Here is a 16,285-nt window from a genome sequence, read left to right as displayed (position 1 = left end):
TATTCACCCTCTAACAATAAATCCCTTCGGGCGGGAAGGGATTGGAGCGAAAGACGAGATTCGAACTCGCGACCCCGACCTTGGCAAGGTCGTGCTCTACCAACTGAGCTACTTTCGCATTGGTATTTCCTGCTTGGCTTTCGGCGTGTGCCTTACTGCGTTTGCGGGAGTGCAAATATAGGCAGAAAACGAAACTCTGCAAGGAAAATTTAAAACTTTTTTAAATTATTTTATAAGTCGCTGTCTTTCAAAACTTCTAAAATTAGCTCACTCTCAAAACCCCGGCTTATGGCATACTGTTGCAGTTTATACCGGCGTTTGTAAGGGGCTACCTCCTTTATAGCGGGTGCTTTTTTCTCCAGTATATTAGTTAACGTAGCCATGTAGTCGCTTCCATCTATAGTGGCCAACGCTTTTTTTATGAGCGGGGAAGATACTCTCTTCAATTGCAGCCCCTGTTTTATCTTAATTTTTCCCCATGCCTTTTGATTAAACTTACCCAATGCATAAGCTTTGGCAAACCGCTCTTCGTTAAGGTAGTTGCCTTCTATAAGCTTGGTGATGATGTTTTCTACAGCGGCGGTCCATAAACCCCATTCATAAAGTTTGTCGCGCACTTCCTGTTGCGAACGCTCCTGGTAGGCGCAATAGTGTTCGGCTTTAGCTAAAGCAACTTTTTCGTCTGTAATTTTTTGCTTTTTAGGTTCGTCCATCAAACCAAAATAAGCTAAAAATTCTTCTATTCACATAAATATAAGCAAATTCGTCCTATGCAGAATTCCTACCCGGTAAGTGAGGTTAAAAGCATCATCAATGCTTCTGGAGACATCATCAACGACAACTCAATAAGCGTATTGCTCACGGATAGCCGCAGAATTACCAACCCTGCCGCTTCGTTGTTTTTTGCCTTAAGCGACCGGCGTAACGGTCACGAGTTCATAGCGGATGCTTATGCTTCCGGGGTGCGCAACTTTGTGGTAAAGCAGCAGCAAACCTTTATGATGCCTGACGGAAACTTCCTGATGGTGGATAATGTGCTTGCGGCACTGCAAAAACTTGCCGCTCATCATCGGTCGCAGTTTAATATTCCCGTGATAGGCGTTACCGGCAGCAATGGTAAAACTATAGTAAAAGAGTGGCTGTACCAGCTTATGTGCCCTGATGGCAATATTGTTCGTAATCCTAAAAGTTATAATTCCCAAATAGGTGTACCGCTTTCTGTGTGGCAGATAAACGAAACACATACACTCGGTATCTTTGAGGCTGGCATCTCTACTTATAATGAAATGGACCTTTTGGAAGCGGTTATACAGCCCAGCATAGGTGTGCTTACCCACATGGGTACCGCACACGACGAAGGCTTTAAGTCTGCCGAAGATAAACTTGCGGAGAAATTAAAGCTTTTTACAAACTGCAGCTTGCTTGTACATAATTACGATGTACTGGTTAATGTTAAAACTGATCTGAAAACTGAAACACGATGCTTTACCTGGAGCCGCAAATTTAAGCAGGCAGATCTGTATGTATTTAGTGAAACAGTTATATCGGGTAAGTACTACCTGAGGGCGATTTATAAAGACAGTGAAATAGAATGCTTGATACCGTTCCGCAACCAGGCAGCCGTAGAAAACGCCATCGTATGCTGGGCAACCATGCTGGCCATGGATTACAGCCCTGCCGATGCCGACGAGCGTATAGAACGCCTTACCGCAGTAAGCATGCGACTGGAGTTGAAGAACGGCATAAATGATTGTTCTATTATAGACGACTCCTACAATTCAGATATACAGTCGCTGGAAATTGCGCTTAACTTCCTCAGTCAGCAAAATCAGCATCAAAAGAAAACGCTGATCCTGTCAGACATTTTTCAGTCTGGCTTGACGCAGCAGGAATTGTACACGCAGGTAGCTCACTTGGTAAAAGATAAGCAGATCGAACGCTTTATAGGTGTGGGCCCGTCCATAAACGAGCATAAAGCCTTTTTTAACGTGCCCAAAATGCATTTTTATGCCGATACATCGGCTTTGTTGCGCGATATGGCTAAACTTCACTTACGAAGCGAAACCATCCTGATAAAAGGATCACGCAGCTTTGAGTTTGAAAAGGTTAGCAGAGCCCTCGTGCAAAAAGCCCATGAAACGGTACTGGAAATAAACCTTAACAGCCTTTTGGGGAACCTCAACTTTTACAGGTCGAAGCTTAACCCTGGTGTAAAGGTGATGGCCATGGTAAAGGCTTTCTCTTACGGCAGCGGCACGTTCGAACTGGCTAACATGCTGCAATATAACAAGGTGGATTACCTGGCCGTTGCGTATACCGACGAAGGAATAGACCTGCGCGAAGGTGGCATTACCTTGCCCATTGTAGTGCTAAATCCTGAGCCTCTTGCTTACGATAAGCTAACAGCCTATAAGCTGGAGCCGGAGATTTACAGCTTTACATTGCTTGATGAGTTTGTAAAATATGCTCAGGAGGCAGAAATTACCAATTACCCTATCCATATAAAAATAGATACGGGAATGCACCGGCTGGGCTTTGAAGATTTTGAGGTAGAGACATTATGCGACCTGCTTGAAATTAACAAATATGTGAATGTACGGTCGGTTTTCTCGCACCTGGTAGCCAGCGATGCCGAACAGCACGATCTTTTTACCTTAAAACAGATTGGCATTTTTGATAAGGCCTGTGCGCAGATAGAAGAGGCGCTCGGCTATCCTTTTATGAGGCACATCAGCAATACATCAGGCATTACCCGCTGGCCAAACGCGCAGTACGACATGGTACGGTTGGGCATAGGCCTGTACGGCGTAGATGCAGCGGTATCGCCTGATGAAGCTGGTTTAAAACCGATTGCCACCTTAAAGACCACGGTTTCTCAAGTAAAAAAGCTCCTTGCTAATGAAACTGTGGGCTACAATCGTAATGGCAGCCTGAAGAATGATGGCGTTATTGCAACTGTACGTATAGGTTATGCCGATGGTTATTTACGGGCTTTTGGCAACGGCGTTGGTACCATGCTGGTAAATGGTGTGCTTGCCCCAACCGTCGGCAACATCTCTATGGATATGTGTATGATAGACATTACCGAAGTCCCTAATATAAAAGAAGGCGATGAGGTGATTGTGTTTAACGAGCAGCAACGTATTGAGGAGCTTGCCCGGCAGATCGGCACCATTCCATATGAGATACTCACCAATATTTCTCACCGGGTTAAACGGGTGTACTTTTACGAATAGTATATATTTGCGAAATGAAAAGGTTCGCACGCATACTGCTCAATTACTTTGTTAAGGGGCTGCTTATAGTTGTTCCCCTGGGCGCGGCTTTCTTTTTGATCTACTGGGCAATCTCTACAGTAGATAAAAGCCTTAACCTGAGCGACTACCTTTGGGTGGGTAAGGATGGTAAGCCAATGTACATACCCGGTTTGGGTATTGTTAATGTATTGGTGATTATCCTGATAGCGGGTGTACTGGTTACTAATGTAATTACCGATCCCATTAAGGCTTGGTTCAACCGCTGGCTTAACCGCTTGCCATTGTTCAAATTCCTGTATTCCTCCATTAAGGACCTTACCGAAGCATTTGTGGGTGAAGAAAAGAAGTTTAACGAACCGGTACTGGTAGAGGTAAACGAATTCGGCCTTAAAAAGATTGGCTTCCTGGTGCGGAAAGACATGGCCAGGATAGGCTTACCTGGCGACGTTGCGGTGTACTTCCCGTACTCGTATTCTTTTGCCGGGCAGGTGGTTATTATATCCGCTGATAAGGTAAAACACATCGATCAAAGTGCCGCTGATGTAATGAAATTTGTAATTTCCGGTGGTGTTAGCGGGCTTGATTAACTTCTTTAGGAAGCAGAATAGCCTCTTTCTTTTTGAAACTTCGGATGGTGAGCAATATACTTACGCCCATCATAACAGCACCCAACAGGAAAGGTGCCCCAGGGAAATAATAGGGAGAACTTTTAGCTGTAAAGTGGTGAAATATAGAAGTCATCATTAAAGGACCTACAATGGTGGTGACGCTTACCAGGCTTGTTAACGCGCCTTGCAGCTCGCCTTGCTCTTTATTAGAAACATGTTCTGATATAAACCCCTGCAAAGCTGTGCCGCCAATACCGCCCATGCAATAAGGAATCATAAACACATACATGAGCCATGCGGTATTGTTGAATGATATCAATACCAGCCCTATGCCGTAAAATGCGATACCCGCCATTATGTTTTTACGTAGCCCGAACTTGGGTATGGTCCAGCGCACAAGGCCACCCTGTACGCCGACAATGAGCAATCCCAGGAAAATACCAAGCGCGCCAATGCTGGTTTCAGACCATTTAAATTTCTCTACAACATAAAACGGCAGCACACTTTCTACTGCTTTTTGGCCGATGTAAACAATGGTATAAGCCGTGATAAGTGTGCTTACTGCTGTTGAATAATGACGTAAGCGCGCTAATGATCCGATAGGGTTGGCGCGCTTTATATCAAACTTACGGCGGTTCTCTTTATCAAGTGATTCCGGGAGTACAAAAAAACCGTAGATGGCGTTAATAAACGCCAAGCCGGCCGCTACGAAGAACGGCAGTCTGATATAAACTCCGCCTAAAAAGCCACCCAAACCAATACCAAGTATAAAACCCAGCCCGGTAGCTGCGCCAACCAGGCCAAAATTAGCGGCCCGTTTATCGCCGGTGCTCACATCAGATATGTATGCAGAGGCAGTTGTGGAACTTGCACCTGCAACCCCGGCTATAAACCTGCCTACAAACAGCCAGAGTATAGATGGGGCAAAACCCATGAAAAGGTAATCTATACCAAAGCCCAGCAGGGATATAAGCAATACCGGCCGCCTGCCGTACCTGTCGCTTAAGTTGCCTAGTATTGGTGCACAAACAAACTGCATGGTGGCATAAGTAAAAGTAAGGTAGCCGCTATACTGGCTTGCCATACTCACGCCAACGTGCCCTAATTGCTCCAAAAGGGTAGGGAGGATGGGGATGATAATGCCAAGCCCCATGGTATCAATAAGTACCGTTACAAAAATAAATCCCAGCGCACCGTGCCGTTTTTGCGGCTTCTCCTGATTATCTGCCATGTATATATATTGCTTAGAACAGATAAGAGAGTGAAAGTTTCATTAGAGTACGATTTTTAGTGTGCAGCGGGATCAATGGGTGCCGCGTTTTTGGTTTCTCTTGCACGTTTAAAGCTTAGTATAGCCAATATGGTACTTAACAGCATTAGCACAGCGCCCGCAAAGAAAGGAGCACCGGGAAAATGCACGGGCGCACTTTTCCCGGTAAATAATGCGAACAAGTTGGTCATCATAACAGGCCCGACGATAGAGGTTACACTCATTAAGCTGGTAAGTCCGCCTTGAAGCTCACCTTGTTCGTTTGGCGGTATTTGCCCGCTGATCAGGCCTTGTAAAGCAGGGCCTGCAATACCGCCAAGGCAGTAAACCACCAGTATGGCGTACATCATCCAGCTTTGGCTGGCAAATGCGAACAAGAACAACCCTATTGTATAAAGTAACAGGCCATAAATGATACTCTTTTTTTGACCCAGCTTGGGTATAGTTACCCTAATGAGCAACCCTTGTACCAAGCCGGAAAGCACACCAACAAAGCCGAGCGAGTAACCCACCAGCGATTCAGTCCAATGAAACCGCTGCATGGTGAAGAACGTCCAGGTGCTTTGTACGGCATGTGCAGCAAGGTAAATTAATATGAGTGATGCAATAAGCCCGCTTACCGCAGGATACTTTTTCAGCTGCATTAGCGAACCTACCGGATTTGCCCTGCGCCACTCGAAAGGGCGGCGAAGTGATTTGTCGAGTGATTCGGGTAATACAAAATATCCGTACAACGCGTTGATGAGCGCTAATCCTGCTGCGGCTAAAAAGGGGAGTTTAGTACTATACTGACCAAGTATACCGCCTAGCACCGGGCCTACAATAAAGCCAAGCCCGAAAGCCGCGCCAATTATTCCAAAGTTTTGGGCCCGTTTCTCAGGCGGACTAACGTCTGCAATATAAGCTGACGCGGTTGTGAAACTGGCACCTGTTATCCCGGCTATTATACGGCCTACAAAAAGCCACCATATAGTAGGCGCGAAAGCAAGGAAGCAATAGTCAATAGCAAAGCCGAGCAGTGAGCCAAGCAATACCGGCCTTCGGCCATACTTGTCGCTCAGGTTACCAAGTACCGGCGCAAACAAAAACTGCATTACCGAGTAGGAGAACAGAAGCCAGCCGCTCCATTGCGCGGCAGAGCTAAGATCGCCGTGTATTAACTTTTCAATAAGTTTAGGAAACACTGGGATGATAATACCGAAGCCGGTAATATCAATTAGCAGTGTGACAAAGATAAAGCCGAGGGCTGCAGGTTTTTTGGTTTGGGCTGTAGAGTCCATACCGTAAAGATGTAACAAAAAATCGAAAACCAGACAGTTGCATCCGAATTAGCCGGATTTGCACCTTCAGAATCGCTAATTTAAGCGTTGTAGTCTGAACCTGAATTTTAAGGATTAATTATCATCAACAGCATTCTGCCAATCCAACAATTCTTAAAATTCAAGTTCAGACAAGATCTTTAGAAGTTTGGTTTCAGTACATATTTGTCGTAGAATCGGAAAATGTGCTCAACGGCTTCTTCGGCAGTATCCACTACACGATAAAGGTTCAAATCGTCAGGGCTAATGTTATGCTCTTCATTCAGCATATTGCTTTCTACCCAATCAAATAAGCCTTTCCAGTAATCTTTGCCAACAAATATAATAGGGAAGCGCGCTATCTTACCGGTTTGGATAAGGGTGATCGCCTCAAAAGATTCGTCCATGGTTCCAAAGCCGCCCGGCAGGATAATGAACCCCTGCGAATACTTCATAAACATAACCTTGCGGATAAAGAAGTAATCGAACTCCAGCACTTTATCCCTGTCGATGTATTTGTTATGGAACTGCTCAAATGGCAGCTCAATGTTTAAACCTACCGATTTACCGCCTGCTTCGTAAGCACCTTTGTTAGCTGCTTCCATAATACCTGGACCGCCGCCAGATATTACACCATAGCCACGTTCTGTAAGCAGGGCGGCAGTTTTTTCGGCCAGTTGGTAGTACTTGTTGTCGGTTTTAGTTCGTGCAGAACCGAAGATGGATACGCATGGGCCAATCTTGGCCAGTTTCTCAAAGCCGTCTACAAACTCGGCCATTATCTTAAATATCTGCCAGGAGTCGGTAACCTTAATCTCCTGCCAGTTCTTGTTCTCAAACGCTTGTCTTATTTTATCGTCGCCAGTCATAGTAGTTGTTAAATCCGGATAGCCGAAAATCGGTAAAGTCCCGGAAAGTATAATTAGTTAAATATTAATTGATGTTATAAATACCTTCCAAAATTTTGGAAAGTTAGAAAGTTAATAAACGATTTTGATAGTACAATAGTTGTACGTTTAAGTTTTTTATTAGGGGATAAAGCCTGCGCTTCAATGTAAAACTTTACAAGCCCGTTAGGTGAGGCGGACGACACAACTTTAAAATATCATGACAATTCCGTATATTGTAGATAAGCCTTCTAAACTATTGCTACGGCGGTCTTTTTTCTTGATGATGTTGCCAGTAAACCGAGGAATGTAATTAAGCCGTTTACAATGATCAACTCATTATCAAAAACGTAACCGTTCAGCAAAGTTTTGGATTCCGTGCTCAGGAAAAAGCAAACCGCCGGCGAAATGAGACAGATGAACGGCACCAGCTTATCTGCAACCTGCCGATTCTTTACAAACAATCCAAACGAGTATAAGCCGAGTAGTGGGCCGTAGGTATATGACGCTACCTTGAATATTGCGCCGACAACAGCATCATTGTTGATAGCATTAAAGATGATAATGGTTATAAACATCAGCCCGGAAAAGGCAATATGCACATAGTGGCGGGTATTCACATTTTTTTTGCTGTTTACATCGTTGCGCTTGTTAAACCCGAGGAAATCTACACAGAACGAGGTGGTGAGCGCGGTAAGTGCCGAATCGGTAGTGGCAAAGGTAGCTGCCGTTAACCCCAGCATAAACACCATGGCAGGTATTACACCAAGGTACTGCAGCGCTATCGTAGGATAGAGATAATCTGTTTTTTCTACTTTGATGCCGTTTTTGGCGGCATACATGTACAGCAGTGCGCCAACGCTAAGAAAGAAGATGTTTATCACGACGAACACCGCCGTAAAGCTGAACATGTTCTTTTGTGCTTCCTTTATATTTTTAAGGCTGAGGTTCTTTTGCATAAGATCCTGATCCAGGCCTGTCATGCCAACGGTAATGAACAACCCTCCAAGAAATTGCTTGCTGATGTGGAACTTGCTGGTCATGAAATCCTCAAAGAAGAAGATTTTAGAATAGCTGCTGTTCTTAATGGCTTCCGCGGCTTCAAAAACATTGTAATTAAGGCTGCGGCAAATGAAATAGATGGACAAGAACACCGATGCCACCAGGAAGAAAGTTTGAAGGCTGTCGGTAATGATAATGGTTTTCAAGCCACCTTTAAAGGTGTACGACCATATAAGCACTAAAGAAATCAGCACCGTTACGGCAAAAGGTACACCATAGCTATCAAATATGAAGCGTTGTAAAACTATTACTACCAGGTATAGGCGGAATGATGAACCAATAGTGCGGCTGATGAGGAATATGCCTGCCGCCGTTTTATAGCTCCATGTCCCTAACGCATGCTCTATATAACTGTAAATAGAGGTCAGCTTCATTCTATAGTATAACGGCAGCAGCACAGTAGCAATGATGATAAAGCCGGCCGCATTGCCTAGCACAAATTGAAAGTAGGCAAACTGGTCGCCGCTTGGTGCACCCACCTTTCCCGGCACCGAAATGAAAGTAACGCCGCTAAGCGCCGTACCTATCATACCGAAGGCAACCAGGTACCACTTGGAGTTGCGGTTGGCAACAAAGAAGGTATCGTTATTGGCAGAGTTTTTTGATGTGAGGTGAGAGATTACCAGCAGTACCAAAAAATATCCAATGATAAAAGTGAGCAGTATTCCCGGAGCCATAATTCAGATTTATCGGTGCAGATGTAAGGCCTAAAGTAGCGGTTTACGGCGTATCAACCAAATCAACGATTGAAGCCGTTTTAAATACTCCCAAAAAGTGTGGAAAGTGAAGATTTTTAACGGTATTTTTGTCCAATTAACGCGAATACAAGCTAATTTCAATGGTTGATACAATTGCACCGATGAACAGGTTGAACCAACTTTTTTCTACAAAAAAAGAGAATTTACTATCTATATATTTTACTGCAGGCTACCCGGAACTAAACACCACCCTTGATATTGCAGCAGCCCTTGAACAGGCCGGTGCCGACTTCCTGGAGATAGGTTTTCCGTACTCAGATCCTGTAGCCGATGGGCCAACCATTCAGCATAGTTCAGAAGTTGCCCTTCAGAACGGCATGACGCTCAGCGTGTTGTTCGATCAATTAAAAGGGCTGCGTAGCCGTGTAAGTATACCAGTGTTGCTGATGGGATATGTTAACCCCATAGTACAATACGGTGTAGAACGCTTTTGCAAGCAGGCAGCCGCTGTAGGGGTAGATGGCATTATCGTGCCAGATTTGCCTATGTACGAGTATGAAATGCTGTATAGCAACTACTTCGAAGAGAATAACTTAAGTAATATATTCCTGGTTACACCGCAAACATCTGTTGAGCGTATCCGCAAGATAGATGGATTGAGCAATAGCTTTATTTACCTTTTATCTTCATCAAGCATAACTGGAGGAAGCCTTAAGCTAACCGAAAGCATAGAAGAGTACTACAAGCGTGTTAAGGCAATGGAACTGAATAATCCGGCTATTATAGGCTTCGGTATATCTGATAATGCATCCTTTAGCAAAGCATGCGAATACGCTAACGGTGCAATAGTAGGCAGCGCGTTCGTTAAGTTGTTAGGTGAAGATGATTATCTGAGTAAGATCCCTGCCTTCATCAACAATATAAAAGGTTGAGTTAAAGATAGTTCTCCAGGTTACCTTTACCTTCTCGTATTACCTCGAAGTCGCCTGAAGTACAATCGATTATTGTAGAAGGGGTGTTGTCGCCATAACCACCGTCTATTACTATATCTACTTGTTCTTGGTATTTTTCGTATATAAGTTCTGGATCGGTAGAATACTCAATAATGTCATCATCATCATGAATAGATGTAGAGACTATAGGGTTGCCTAACACACGTACAATTTCCCTTGCTATGTTATTGTTCGGGACGCGTATACCCACAGTTTTTTTATTGCTGCTCAATAATTTAGGTACAGCGTGACTGGCGTTGAATATAAATGTAAATGGGCCTGGCAGCGCCTTCTTTAATACTCTGAACGTTGCGTTATCAATGGGTTTTATGTAGTCTGATATGTGGCTAAGGTCATAGCAGATGAACGAGAAGTTAGCCTTTTCAGGTTTGATGTTTTTAATGCGGCAGATTTTTTCTATCGCTTTTTGGTTGGTAATATCGCAGCCCAGGCCGTAAACCGTGTCAGTAGGGTAGATGATGAGCCCGCCCTTTCGAAGCACTTCTGCAGCTTGCTCTATAGCTTTAGGGTTGGGATTTTCAGGATAGATCTTTATCAGCATATAACGTTAACAAAGATACACACAGATAGGTTTAAAAAAGAAAGCCACCTAATCAGGTGGCTTTCTTTTTTAAATGCCGGTGGAGGCTATGGACAAAACATCAAAACTCACTCAAATATCAACTCCACCTGCATTTATAACTTAAATTATTTCTGTTTTGCAAATTGTACGTTGATGATAAGCTTGATGTCTTCACCAACTACTATTGAACCTGCTTCTGTTACGCCATCCCAGGTAAGGCCAAATTCTTTACGGTTTATTTTACCACTAACTTCGAAGCCTGCTTTGGTGTTACCGTAAAAGTCATCGGCAGAACCACCGAACTCTGCTTTAAGAGTAACTGGTTTAGTAACATCTTTTATAGTAAGGTCGCCTGTGATAGCGTACTCATCATCACCGCTAGCCTTTATTGAAGTAGATTTGAAAGTGATCTTCGGATAAGTTGCAGCATCAAAAAACTCTGCTGATTTCAGGTGCTCGTCGCGCTGAGTTTGGGTAGTATCGATGCTGTTCACATCAAGTGAGAAGTTAACCTGTGCATCTTCAAAATTGTCATCGGTTGTTTCCAACTCGCCTTCAAATGTTTTGAAAAAGCCGGTAACTGTAGAAATTACCAGGTGTTTAACTTTAAATTGTACTTCTGAGTGCATTGGGTCTAAAACCCATTTTGTTGCTGTTGCCATTGTTTTATTTGTTTAAATATTGTTTCTCATTTGTTTACACAACAAAAGTAATATTATATGTTTAAACATCTATTATTGTTTAACACTTATTACAATTGGTAGACATTCCTGTTCTACTAAGGCATTTCTTGCTGATATGTTTTTATAAATAAACAGATGAGAAAACTGTTCAAGTGTTCAGTTTTTTTTGAAGATAAAGCATTTGAACACTTTTTTATGCCGCCGCATTCTCCTTCAATAAAGTGGCTGAATAGATGTCCAATCGCGCTTTTTGGATCAAATTACCTTGTTCAACCTTCAAAACCACACTGTTTTTGCATGCTGTTTTCAAGTTTATTTGGAAGTAATGGTATAAATCACAGGTACTACTATCGACTCAAAAGTGCAAAAAATAAGGGCTGCCTTGTTAGGCAGCCCTTCGCAGTATCTTTCTAAAAAGAATTATTTATTTAATACTTCGGTAACCAGTTGTGCAGCTTCCTTAAGCAGGATAGCAGAGTACACCTTTAAGCCCGAGTTGTCTATCAGCTCTTTTGCTTCTTCAGCGTTAGTGCCTTGTAAACGTACAATAATAGGAACCGGGATATCGCCGATTTCTTTGTAAGCATCAATAACACCCTGTGCAACACGGTCGCAACGTACAATGCCACCAAAAATGTTGATCAGGATTGCCTTAACATTAGGGTCTGAAAGGATGATGTTAAAACCGGCTTTAACGGTTTGTGCGTTTGCAGTACCACCTACGTCCAGGAAGTTAGCCGGCTCGCCACCTGCAATCTTAATAATGTCCATAGTGGCCATTGCCAAACCTGCACCGTTAACCATACAGCCCACGTTTCCGTCAAGCTTTACATAGTTAAGGTTGCTCTTGCTTGCTTCAACTTCGGTAGGGTCCTCTTCGTCGGTGTCGCGCATTGCTGCGTAATCCGGGTGACGGTATAAAGCGTTGTCGTCAAGGTTTACTTTGGCATCAACAGCTAATATTTTATTATCAGAGGTTTTAAGAACCGGGTTTATTTCAAACTGTGAAGAATCGGTTGCTTCGTAAGCTTTATATAAAGCGGTGATAAATTTCACCATATCTTTAAAGGCGTCGCCGCTTACACCAAGGTTAAAAGCAATCTTACGTGCCTGGAAGCCCTGCAGGCCAACCTTAGGGTCAATTTCTTCTTTAAATATTTTATCAGGTGTAGAGTGAGCCACTTCTTCAATGTCCATACCACCTTCAGTAGAATACATGATTATGTTGCGGCCTTTCGCACGGTCAAGCAATACACTCATGTAAAACTCTTTCGTTTCGCTTTCGCCAGGGTAGTAAACATCCTGTGCTACTAAAACTTTCTTTACTTTTTTACCCTCAGGGCCGGTTTGTGGGGTAACCAGCTGCATCCCTATTATCTGGCCTGTAATATCTTTTACCTGGTCGTGGTTTTTAGCCAGCTTAACGCCTCCGCCTTTACCGCGGCCACCAGCGTGTATTTGTGCTTTTATAACAACCCAGTCCGAAGCGTAGTCTTCCTTCAGTTTCTGAGCGGCTGCTACTGCCTCTTCGGTCGTATCGGCAACAATGCCTTCCTGTACTCTAACGCCAAAGCTTTTTAAGATCGCTTTGCCCTGATATTCGTGGATATTCATGTTTTTTGAAAGATTTGCGGTAAAGCTACAATTTTGTTTAGAGAATAGCGGATAGCCGTAAGAGATTTGTTGCAGCGCGAAATGACATGGTAACCCAATTTTTACTTTACAATAACTCATTACCTAATCTAAAACCGCTAATCGTTATCTTTGGCTCATGCTTAAAGCACTATCTATAAACAAATCCTACGGGCAGCTTAATATTTTAAAGGGCGTAAACCTGGAGGTTGACCGCGGCGAGATTGTTACAATTGTTGGTGCGTCCGGTGCGGGTAAAAGCTCGCTGCTAAACATCCTGGGTACGCTTGACAAACCCGATTCCGGCCAGATTTTTATTGATGATATAGAGGTTAGTAAGCTCAACAACAAAGACCTGAGCGATTTCCGAAACCTTAAAATAGGTTTCATTTTCCAGTTTCATCATCTGCTGGTGGAATTTAACGCCCTGGAGAATGTATGTATGCCCGCCTTTATAGCAGGCAAGCCAAGGGCCGAAGCAGAGAAACGAGCTAAAGAGTTGCTGGACATGTTGGGTTTAGGCGAGCGGATGACGCATAAACCGGCCCAGTTATCGGGCGGTGAGCAGCAGCGTGTGGCAGTTGCGAGGGCGCTGATAAACCGGCCGGCGCTGATATTTGCAGATGAACCATCCGGTAACCTCGACTCAAAGAACGCGCTGGAGTTGCATGAGCTTTTTGTGCGCCTGCGGCAGGAGTTTAACCAAACATTTGTAATTGTGACCCATAACGAGGACCTGGCCGCAATGGCAAACCGCACCATACTGATGAAAGACGGGTTAATAGTGGAGGAACTATAGGTGAAAATATTAATAACTAATGCTACCTCCGCAGCAGCTTACAAGTTAAAAAATCAGTACCCAGGCGATGTCGTGTTATTAGGCGATCACCAAGAACTGCCCTTGTTCCTTGGCAATACCGTAAAACTACCAAAGCCAACATCAGCAAGCTATCAGCATGAAATGCTTACACTATGCCTTGATGCAGCAGTAGAAAAAGTTTTTGTAATGACAACCGAGGAATTGCTGCTGCTGAAGGAATCGGAACTGTTGTTTAATGAATATAATATAGATATTTTAGATGGCAGCAATGCAATATAGCGATATAGATGCACGTAAGAAGGCGTTTGTTTTTGAGCTGGACAATGTGCTATATCCCGAGAAAGACTATTTATACCAGGTGTATTACCTCTTTGCTGGATTACTGGAATATACCGATGTTACTGACGCTACGCAGACAACCAACTTTATGGTTGATGCGTATACAACTAAAGGACCCGATAAAGTTTTTGACGAGCTGGTTGACCAGTTAAAGGTTGATGAAAAGTATAGGCCAAATCTTGATGTTTTGCTGGATACTGCCCGACTGCCGTTGAAGTTGCTTTTATATCAAAACATGCTAACTTTAATGCAGGAAGTGGTGACCGACCGAAAGAAGCTTTTTATAGTGACCAATGGTAAACCAGAACGGCAGCTTAACAAGATCAAACAGGTGGAGTGGCATGGGCTGGAACCTTACCTAATCTGCTATTTTGCGGAGGAAGTGGCTGCTAAGCCGGAACCGGATATTTTGCATTTGCTGATGAAACAGCATGGGTTAGAAAGAAGAGACCTAATAATGACAGGGAATAGCGAAGCAGACTCCCTTTGTGCTGAAGCTACCGGGATAGACTATCTGGATGTCAGTAAGTTGCTTTAGAGTGTCGCTGTACTATTATTAGTAATACATCGTTATTCAACATAAATACTATATGCGTAAATTTATATACCTTATTATAGCATCGGCAGCAATGCTGACCTCGTGTAAGAAAGAAAAAGTTGCTTCAAGCGAGCTTGATCTGATGCGCGACTCGGTATTTTACTATGAAAAACAGCTTTACTACTGGAATGATGCGATTCCCGAATACGCTACGTTTCAACCGCGGAGATATACCGGCAGCAACGACCTTGACGCGCTGAACAAGGAGCTGTTTGCGCTTTCTCAGTATAAGATAAACCCTGCCACGGGCAAGGCGTACGAGTATTATGCTGCTGACCCTACACACCCAAAATATTCTTTTATAGATGATGGTAGTATATCGCAGGAACTTAACGGAGTTACCGGAGATTTTGGTTTCGCGCCGATATGGAACGATCTGGATGATTTGCGTATAAGATATGTTGCACCTAATTCGCCGGCAGCTACAGCTGGGATTAAGCGGGGATATCAGATTACCAAGATAAATAATAGAACCAACCTTGCATATGACGGTGATGGTGGAGGTGGAGCGAACCTTAATTTTGTTATCAATGCCTACGCCAACAGTACTACAATTTCAATGACGCTTAAAAGGCCTGATGCATCAACTTTTGATGTAACACTAAATACTGCCACTTACACCATTAACCCGGTTTATAACTATAAAGTTATTACTCAGGGGGGCAAGAAAGTTGGATACTTTGTATTTAATGAATTTACCTCGCTTGACAATTCCAAAGCAAATATAAACCAGGCATTTAACGAATTTGCTGCACAAGGCATTACAGAACTGGTAGTTGACTTGCGGTACAACGGCGGTGGCAGGGTAGAAACATCTGAGTACCTGGCTAATGTAATAGCACCTGCAGCCAAGGTAGGCTCTAAAATGTACACTACTTATTACAATAGCTTGCTGCAGAGCGGTAAAGCAGATGATTTGTTAAGAAAGCAGACACGCAAAGATGAAGAGACCGGAAAGAGCTATACTTATGCTGATTTTGACTACTCTGAAGAAAGGAATGTTTCAATGTTCAGCCGTGAAGACGTAAGCGTGCCTGCACTTACTCTCAACCATGTGTTCTTTATTGTGACAGGTTCAACTGCATCTGCCAGTGAGTTACTGATAAACAACCTTAAACCTGTTATGGATGTTAAGCTGATAGGTACAACAACTTACGGCAAACCTGTTGGTTTTAGCTACCTGCAAATAAATAAATACCAGATGTACACACCGATGTTTGAAACCAAGAACTCGGTTAACCAGGGCGGATATTTCACTGGTATGCTACCAGCTAGTACGGACTATCCGGGTTTTAAAGATTTTGATGACGTGACGCACGACTTTGGCGATCCGACAGAAACGCTTTTGGCTCATGCATTAAAGTTTGTGGAAACCGGTACTTACACCATTAATACGCCGCAGATACAAAGTACCCAACGGCAACGGACAATGACCATCGACCAGGCCCGGGAAGCAGCCATTCAATTGGATGCGCCGAAGTTCAGGAGCATGGTTTTAAGCAGGCCGGCATTCAAAAAGTAGTTTTGCTGACATATGATTGATTGAAGGTGCGCCTGT

The 16,285-nt window shown here is 43.5% G+C and carries 15 protein-coding genes and 1 tRNA gene; 7 read left to right on the top strand and 9 right to left on the bottom strand.

Translation table 11 applies throughout. The annotated features are described in order from the left end of the window. Positions 1–42: 42 nt before the first annotated feature. Positions 43–118, bottom strand: a tRNA-Gly gene (locus tag AC59GT_RS09800). 112 nt (positions 119–230) lie between these two features. Beyond that, entirely contained in the window at positions 231–713 is a 483-nt protein-coding gene (locus tag AC59GT_RS09795; RefSeq protein ID WP_497237472.1) for a regulatory protein RecX, read from the bottom strand. A gap of 57 nt (positions 714–770) precedes the next feature. Here AC59GT_RS09795 and AC59GT_RS09790 point away from each other — a divergent pair, with 57 nt between their 5' ends. Together AC59GT_RS09790 and AC59GT_RS09785 are read left to right on the top strand one after the other, a co-directional pair. After that, complete coding sequence (locus AC59GT_RS09790; protein WP_497237471.1) at positions 771–3,236, top strand: bifunctional UDP-N-acetylmuramoyl-tripeptide:D-alanyl-D-alanine ligase/alanine racemase; 2,466 nt, start codon at positions 771–773, stop codon at positions 3,234–3,236. 14 nt (positions 3,237–3,250) lie between these two features. Further along, positions 3,251–3,844 carry a DUF502 domain-containing protein gene (locus AC59GT_RS09785; protein WP_497237470.1) on the top strand — a complete coding sequence of 198 codons (594 nt, stop codon included), beginning with the start codon at positions 3,251–3,253 and terminating at the stop codon, positions 3,842–3,844. Here the strand turns inward: AC59GT_RS09785 and AC59GT_RS09780 are convergent. The 4 genes from AC59GT_RS09780 to AC59GT_RS09765 all read right to left on the bottom strand — a co-directional run bounded on the left by AC59GT_RS09780 (position 3,828) and on the right by AC59GT_RS09765 (position 9,059). Beyond that, the gene (locus AC59GT_RS09780) at positions 3,828–5,096 is read right to left on the bottom strand and encodes a TCR/Tet family MFS transporter (protein ID WP_497237469.1); all 1,269 of its coding nucleotides are present in this window, start codon (positions 5,094–5,096) and stop codon (positions 3,828–3,830) included. The genes AC59GT_RS09785 and AC59GT_RS09780 overlap by 17 nt on opposite strands. A gap of 56 nt (positions 5,097–5,152) precedes the next feature. Next, positions 5,153–6,415, bottom strand: a complete 1,263-nt coding sequence (locus AC59GT_RS09775) for a TCR/Tet family MFS transporter (protein ID WP_497237468.1) — start codon at positions 6,413–6,415, stop codon at positions 5,153–5,155. Between the two features lie 179 nt (positions 6,416–6,594). Continuing rightward, on the bottom strand, positions 6,595–7,302 hold the full coding sequence (locus AC59GT_RS09770) for an LOG family protein (protein WP_117381322.1): 708 nt from the start codon (positions 7,300–7,302) through the stop codon (positions 6,595–6,597). Positions 7,303–7,571: 269 nt separating this feature from the next. Beyond that, a complete protein-coding gene (locus AC59GT_RS09765; protein WP_497237467.1) occupies positions 7,572–9,059 on the bottom strand; it encodes a sodium:solute symporter in 1,488 nt (495 codons plus the stop codon). A gap of 182 nt (positions 9,060–9,241) precedes the next feature. Here AC59GT_RS09765 and trpA point away from each other — a divergent pair, with 182 nt between their 5' ends. Further along, positions 9,242–10,012, top strand: coding sequence for a tryptophan synthase subunit alpha (gene trpA / locus AC59GT_RS09760; protein WP_497237608.1), 771 nt, complete (start codon positions 9,242–9,244; stop codon positions 10,010–10,012). Position 10,013: 1 nt separating this feature from the next. On the opposite strand, the gene AC59GT_RS09755 is transcribed toward trpA, so the two are convergent. From AC59GT_RS09755 to sucC, 3 genes are all read right to left on the bottom strand, one after another. Continuing rightward, entirely contained in the window at positions 10,014–10,634 is a 621-nt protein-coding gene (locus tag AC59GT_RS09755) for an L-threonylcarbamoyladenylate synthase (RefSeq protein ID WP_497237466.1), read from the bottom strand. A 146-nt stretch (positions 10,635–10,780) separates the two neighbouring features. Further along, positions 10,781–11,317: a YceI family protein gene (locus AC59GT_RS09750; RefSeq protein WP_117381325.1), complete on the bottom strand. Its 537-nt coding sequence runs from the start codon at positions 11,315–11,317 to the stop codon at positions 10,781–10,783. Between the two features lie 441 nt (positions 11,318–11,758). Further along, positions 11,759–12,952, bottom strand: a complete 1,194-nt coding sequence (sucC, locus tag AC59GT_RS09745) for an ADP-forming succinate--CoA ligase subunit beta (protein ID WP_497237465.1) — start codon at positions 12,950–12,952, stop codon at positions 11,759–11,761. Between the two features lie 157 nt (positions 12,953–13,109). On the opposite strand from sucC, the gene AC59GT_RS09740 reads away from it, so the two are divergent. Genes AC59GT_RS09740 through AC59GT_RS09725 form a run of 4 tightly spaced genes read left to right on the top strand, consistent with a single transcriptional unit; the run spans position 13,110 to position 16,249 of the window. After that, the gene (locus AC59GT_RS09740; RefSeq protein ID WP_497237464.1) at positions 13,110–13,769 is read left to right on the top strand and encodes an ABC transporter ATP-binding protein; all 660 of its coding nucleotides are present in this window, start codon (positions 13,110–13,112) and stop codon (positions 13,767–13,769) included. After that, positions 13,770–14,069 (top strand): hypothetical protein, encoded by a 300-nt coding sequence (locus tag AC59GT_RS09735; protein ID WP_497237463.1) that lies wholly within the window; start codon positions 13,770–13,772, stop codon positions 14,067–14,069. After that, on the top strand, positions 14,059–14,667 hold the full coding sequence (locus tag AC59GT_RS09730) for an HAD family hydrolase (protein WP_497237462.1): 609 nt from the start codon (positions 14,059–14,061) through the stop codon (positions 14,665–14,667). Before AC59GT_RS09735 ends, AC59GT_RS09730 begins: the two co-directional genes overlap by 11 nt. A 52-nt stretch (positions 14,668–14,719) precedes the next feature. Further along, the gene (locus AC59GT_RS09725) at positions 14,720–16,249 is read left to right on the top strand and encodes a S41 family peptidase (protein ID WP_497237461.1); all 1,530 of its coding nucleotides are present in this window, start codon (positions 14,720–14,722) and stop codon (positions 16,247–16,249) included. Positions 16,250–16,285: the final 36 nt, after the last annotated feature.

It is taken from the genome of Mucilaginibacter sp. 320_HR, from assembly GCF_059691875.1.
This window is presented reverse-complemented; position numbering and strand designations above follow the sequence as displayed.

Bases quoted from the DNA above. Each gene is read 5' to 3' on its own strand.
- AC59GT_RS09795 (WP_497237472.1), bottom strand. From the start codon at position 713: ATGGACGAACCTAAAAAGCAAAAAATTACAGACGAAAAAGTTGCTTTA.
- AC59GT_RS09790 (WP_497237471.1), top strand. From the start codon at position 771: ATGCAGAATTCCTACCCGGTAAGTGAGGTTAAAAGCATCATCAATGCT.
- AC59GT_RS09785 (WP_497237470.1), top strand. From the start codon at position 3,251: ATGAAAAGGTTCGCACGCATACTGCTCAATTACTTTGTTAAGGGGCTG.
- AC59GT_RS09780 (WP_497237469.1), bottom strand. From the start codon at position 5,096: ATGGCAGATAATCAGGAGAAGCCGCAAAAACGGCACGGTGCGCTGGGA.
- AC59GT_RS09775 (WP_497237468.1), bottom strand. From the start codon at position 6,415: ATGGACTCTACAGCCCAAACCAAAAAACCTGCAGCCCTCGGCTTTATC.
- AC59GT_RS09770 (WP_117381322.1), bottom strand. From the start codon at position 7,302: ATGACTGGCGACGATAAAATAAGACAAGCGTTTGAGAACAAGAACTGG.
- AC59GT_RS09765 (WP_497237467.1), bottom strand. From the start codon at position 9,059: ATGGCTCCGGGAATACTGCTCACTTTTATCATTGGATATTTTTTGGTA.
- trpA (WP_497237608.1), top strand. From the start codon at position 9,242: ATGAACAGGTTGAACCAACTTTTTTCTACAAAAAAAGAGAATTTACTA.
- AC59GT_RS09755 (WP_497237466.1), bottom strand. From the start codon at position 10,634: ATGCTGATAAAGATCTATCCTGAAAATCCCAACCCTAAAGCTATAGAG.
- AC59GT_RS09750 (WP_117381325.1), bottom strand. From the start codon at position 11,317: ATGGCAACAGCAACAAAATGGGTTTTAGACCCAATGCACTCAGAAGTA.
- sucC (WP_497237465.1), bottom strand. From the start codon at position 12,952: ATGAATATCCACGAATATCAGGGCAAAGCGATCTTAAAAAGCTTTGGC.
- AC59GT_RS09740 (WP_497237464.1), top strand. From the start codon at position 13,110: ATGCTTAAAGCACTATCTATAAACAAATCCTACGGGCAGCTTAATATT.
- AC59GT_RS09730 (WP_497237462.1), top strand. From the start codon at position 14,059: ATGCAATATAGCGATATAGATGCACGTAAGAAGGCGTTTGTTTTTGAG.
- AC59GT_RS09725 (WP_497237461.1), top strand. From the start codon at position 14,720: ATGCGTAAATTTATATACCTTATTATAGCATCGGCAGCAATGCTGACC.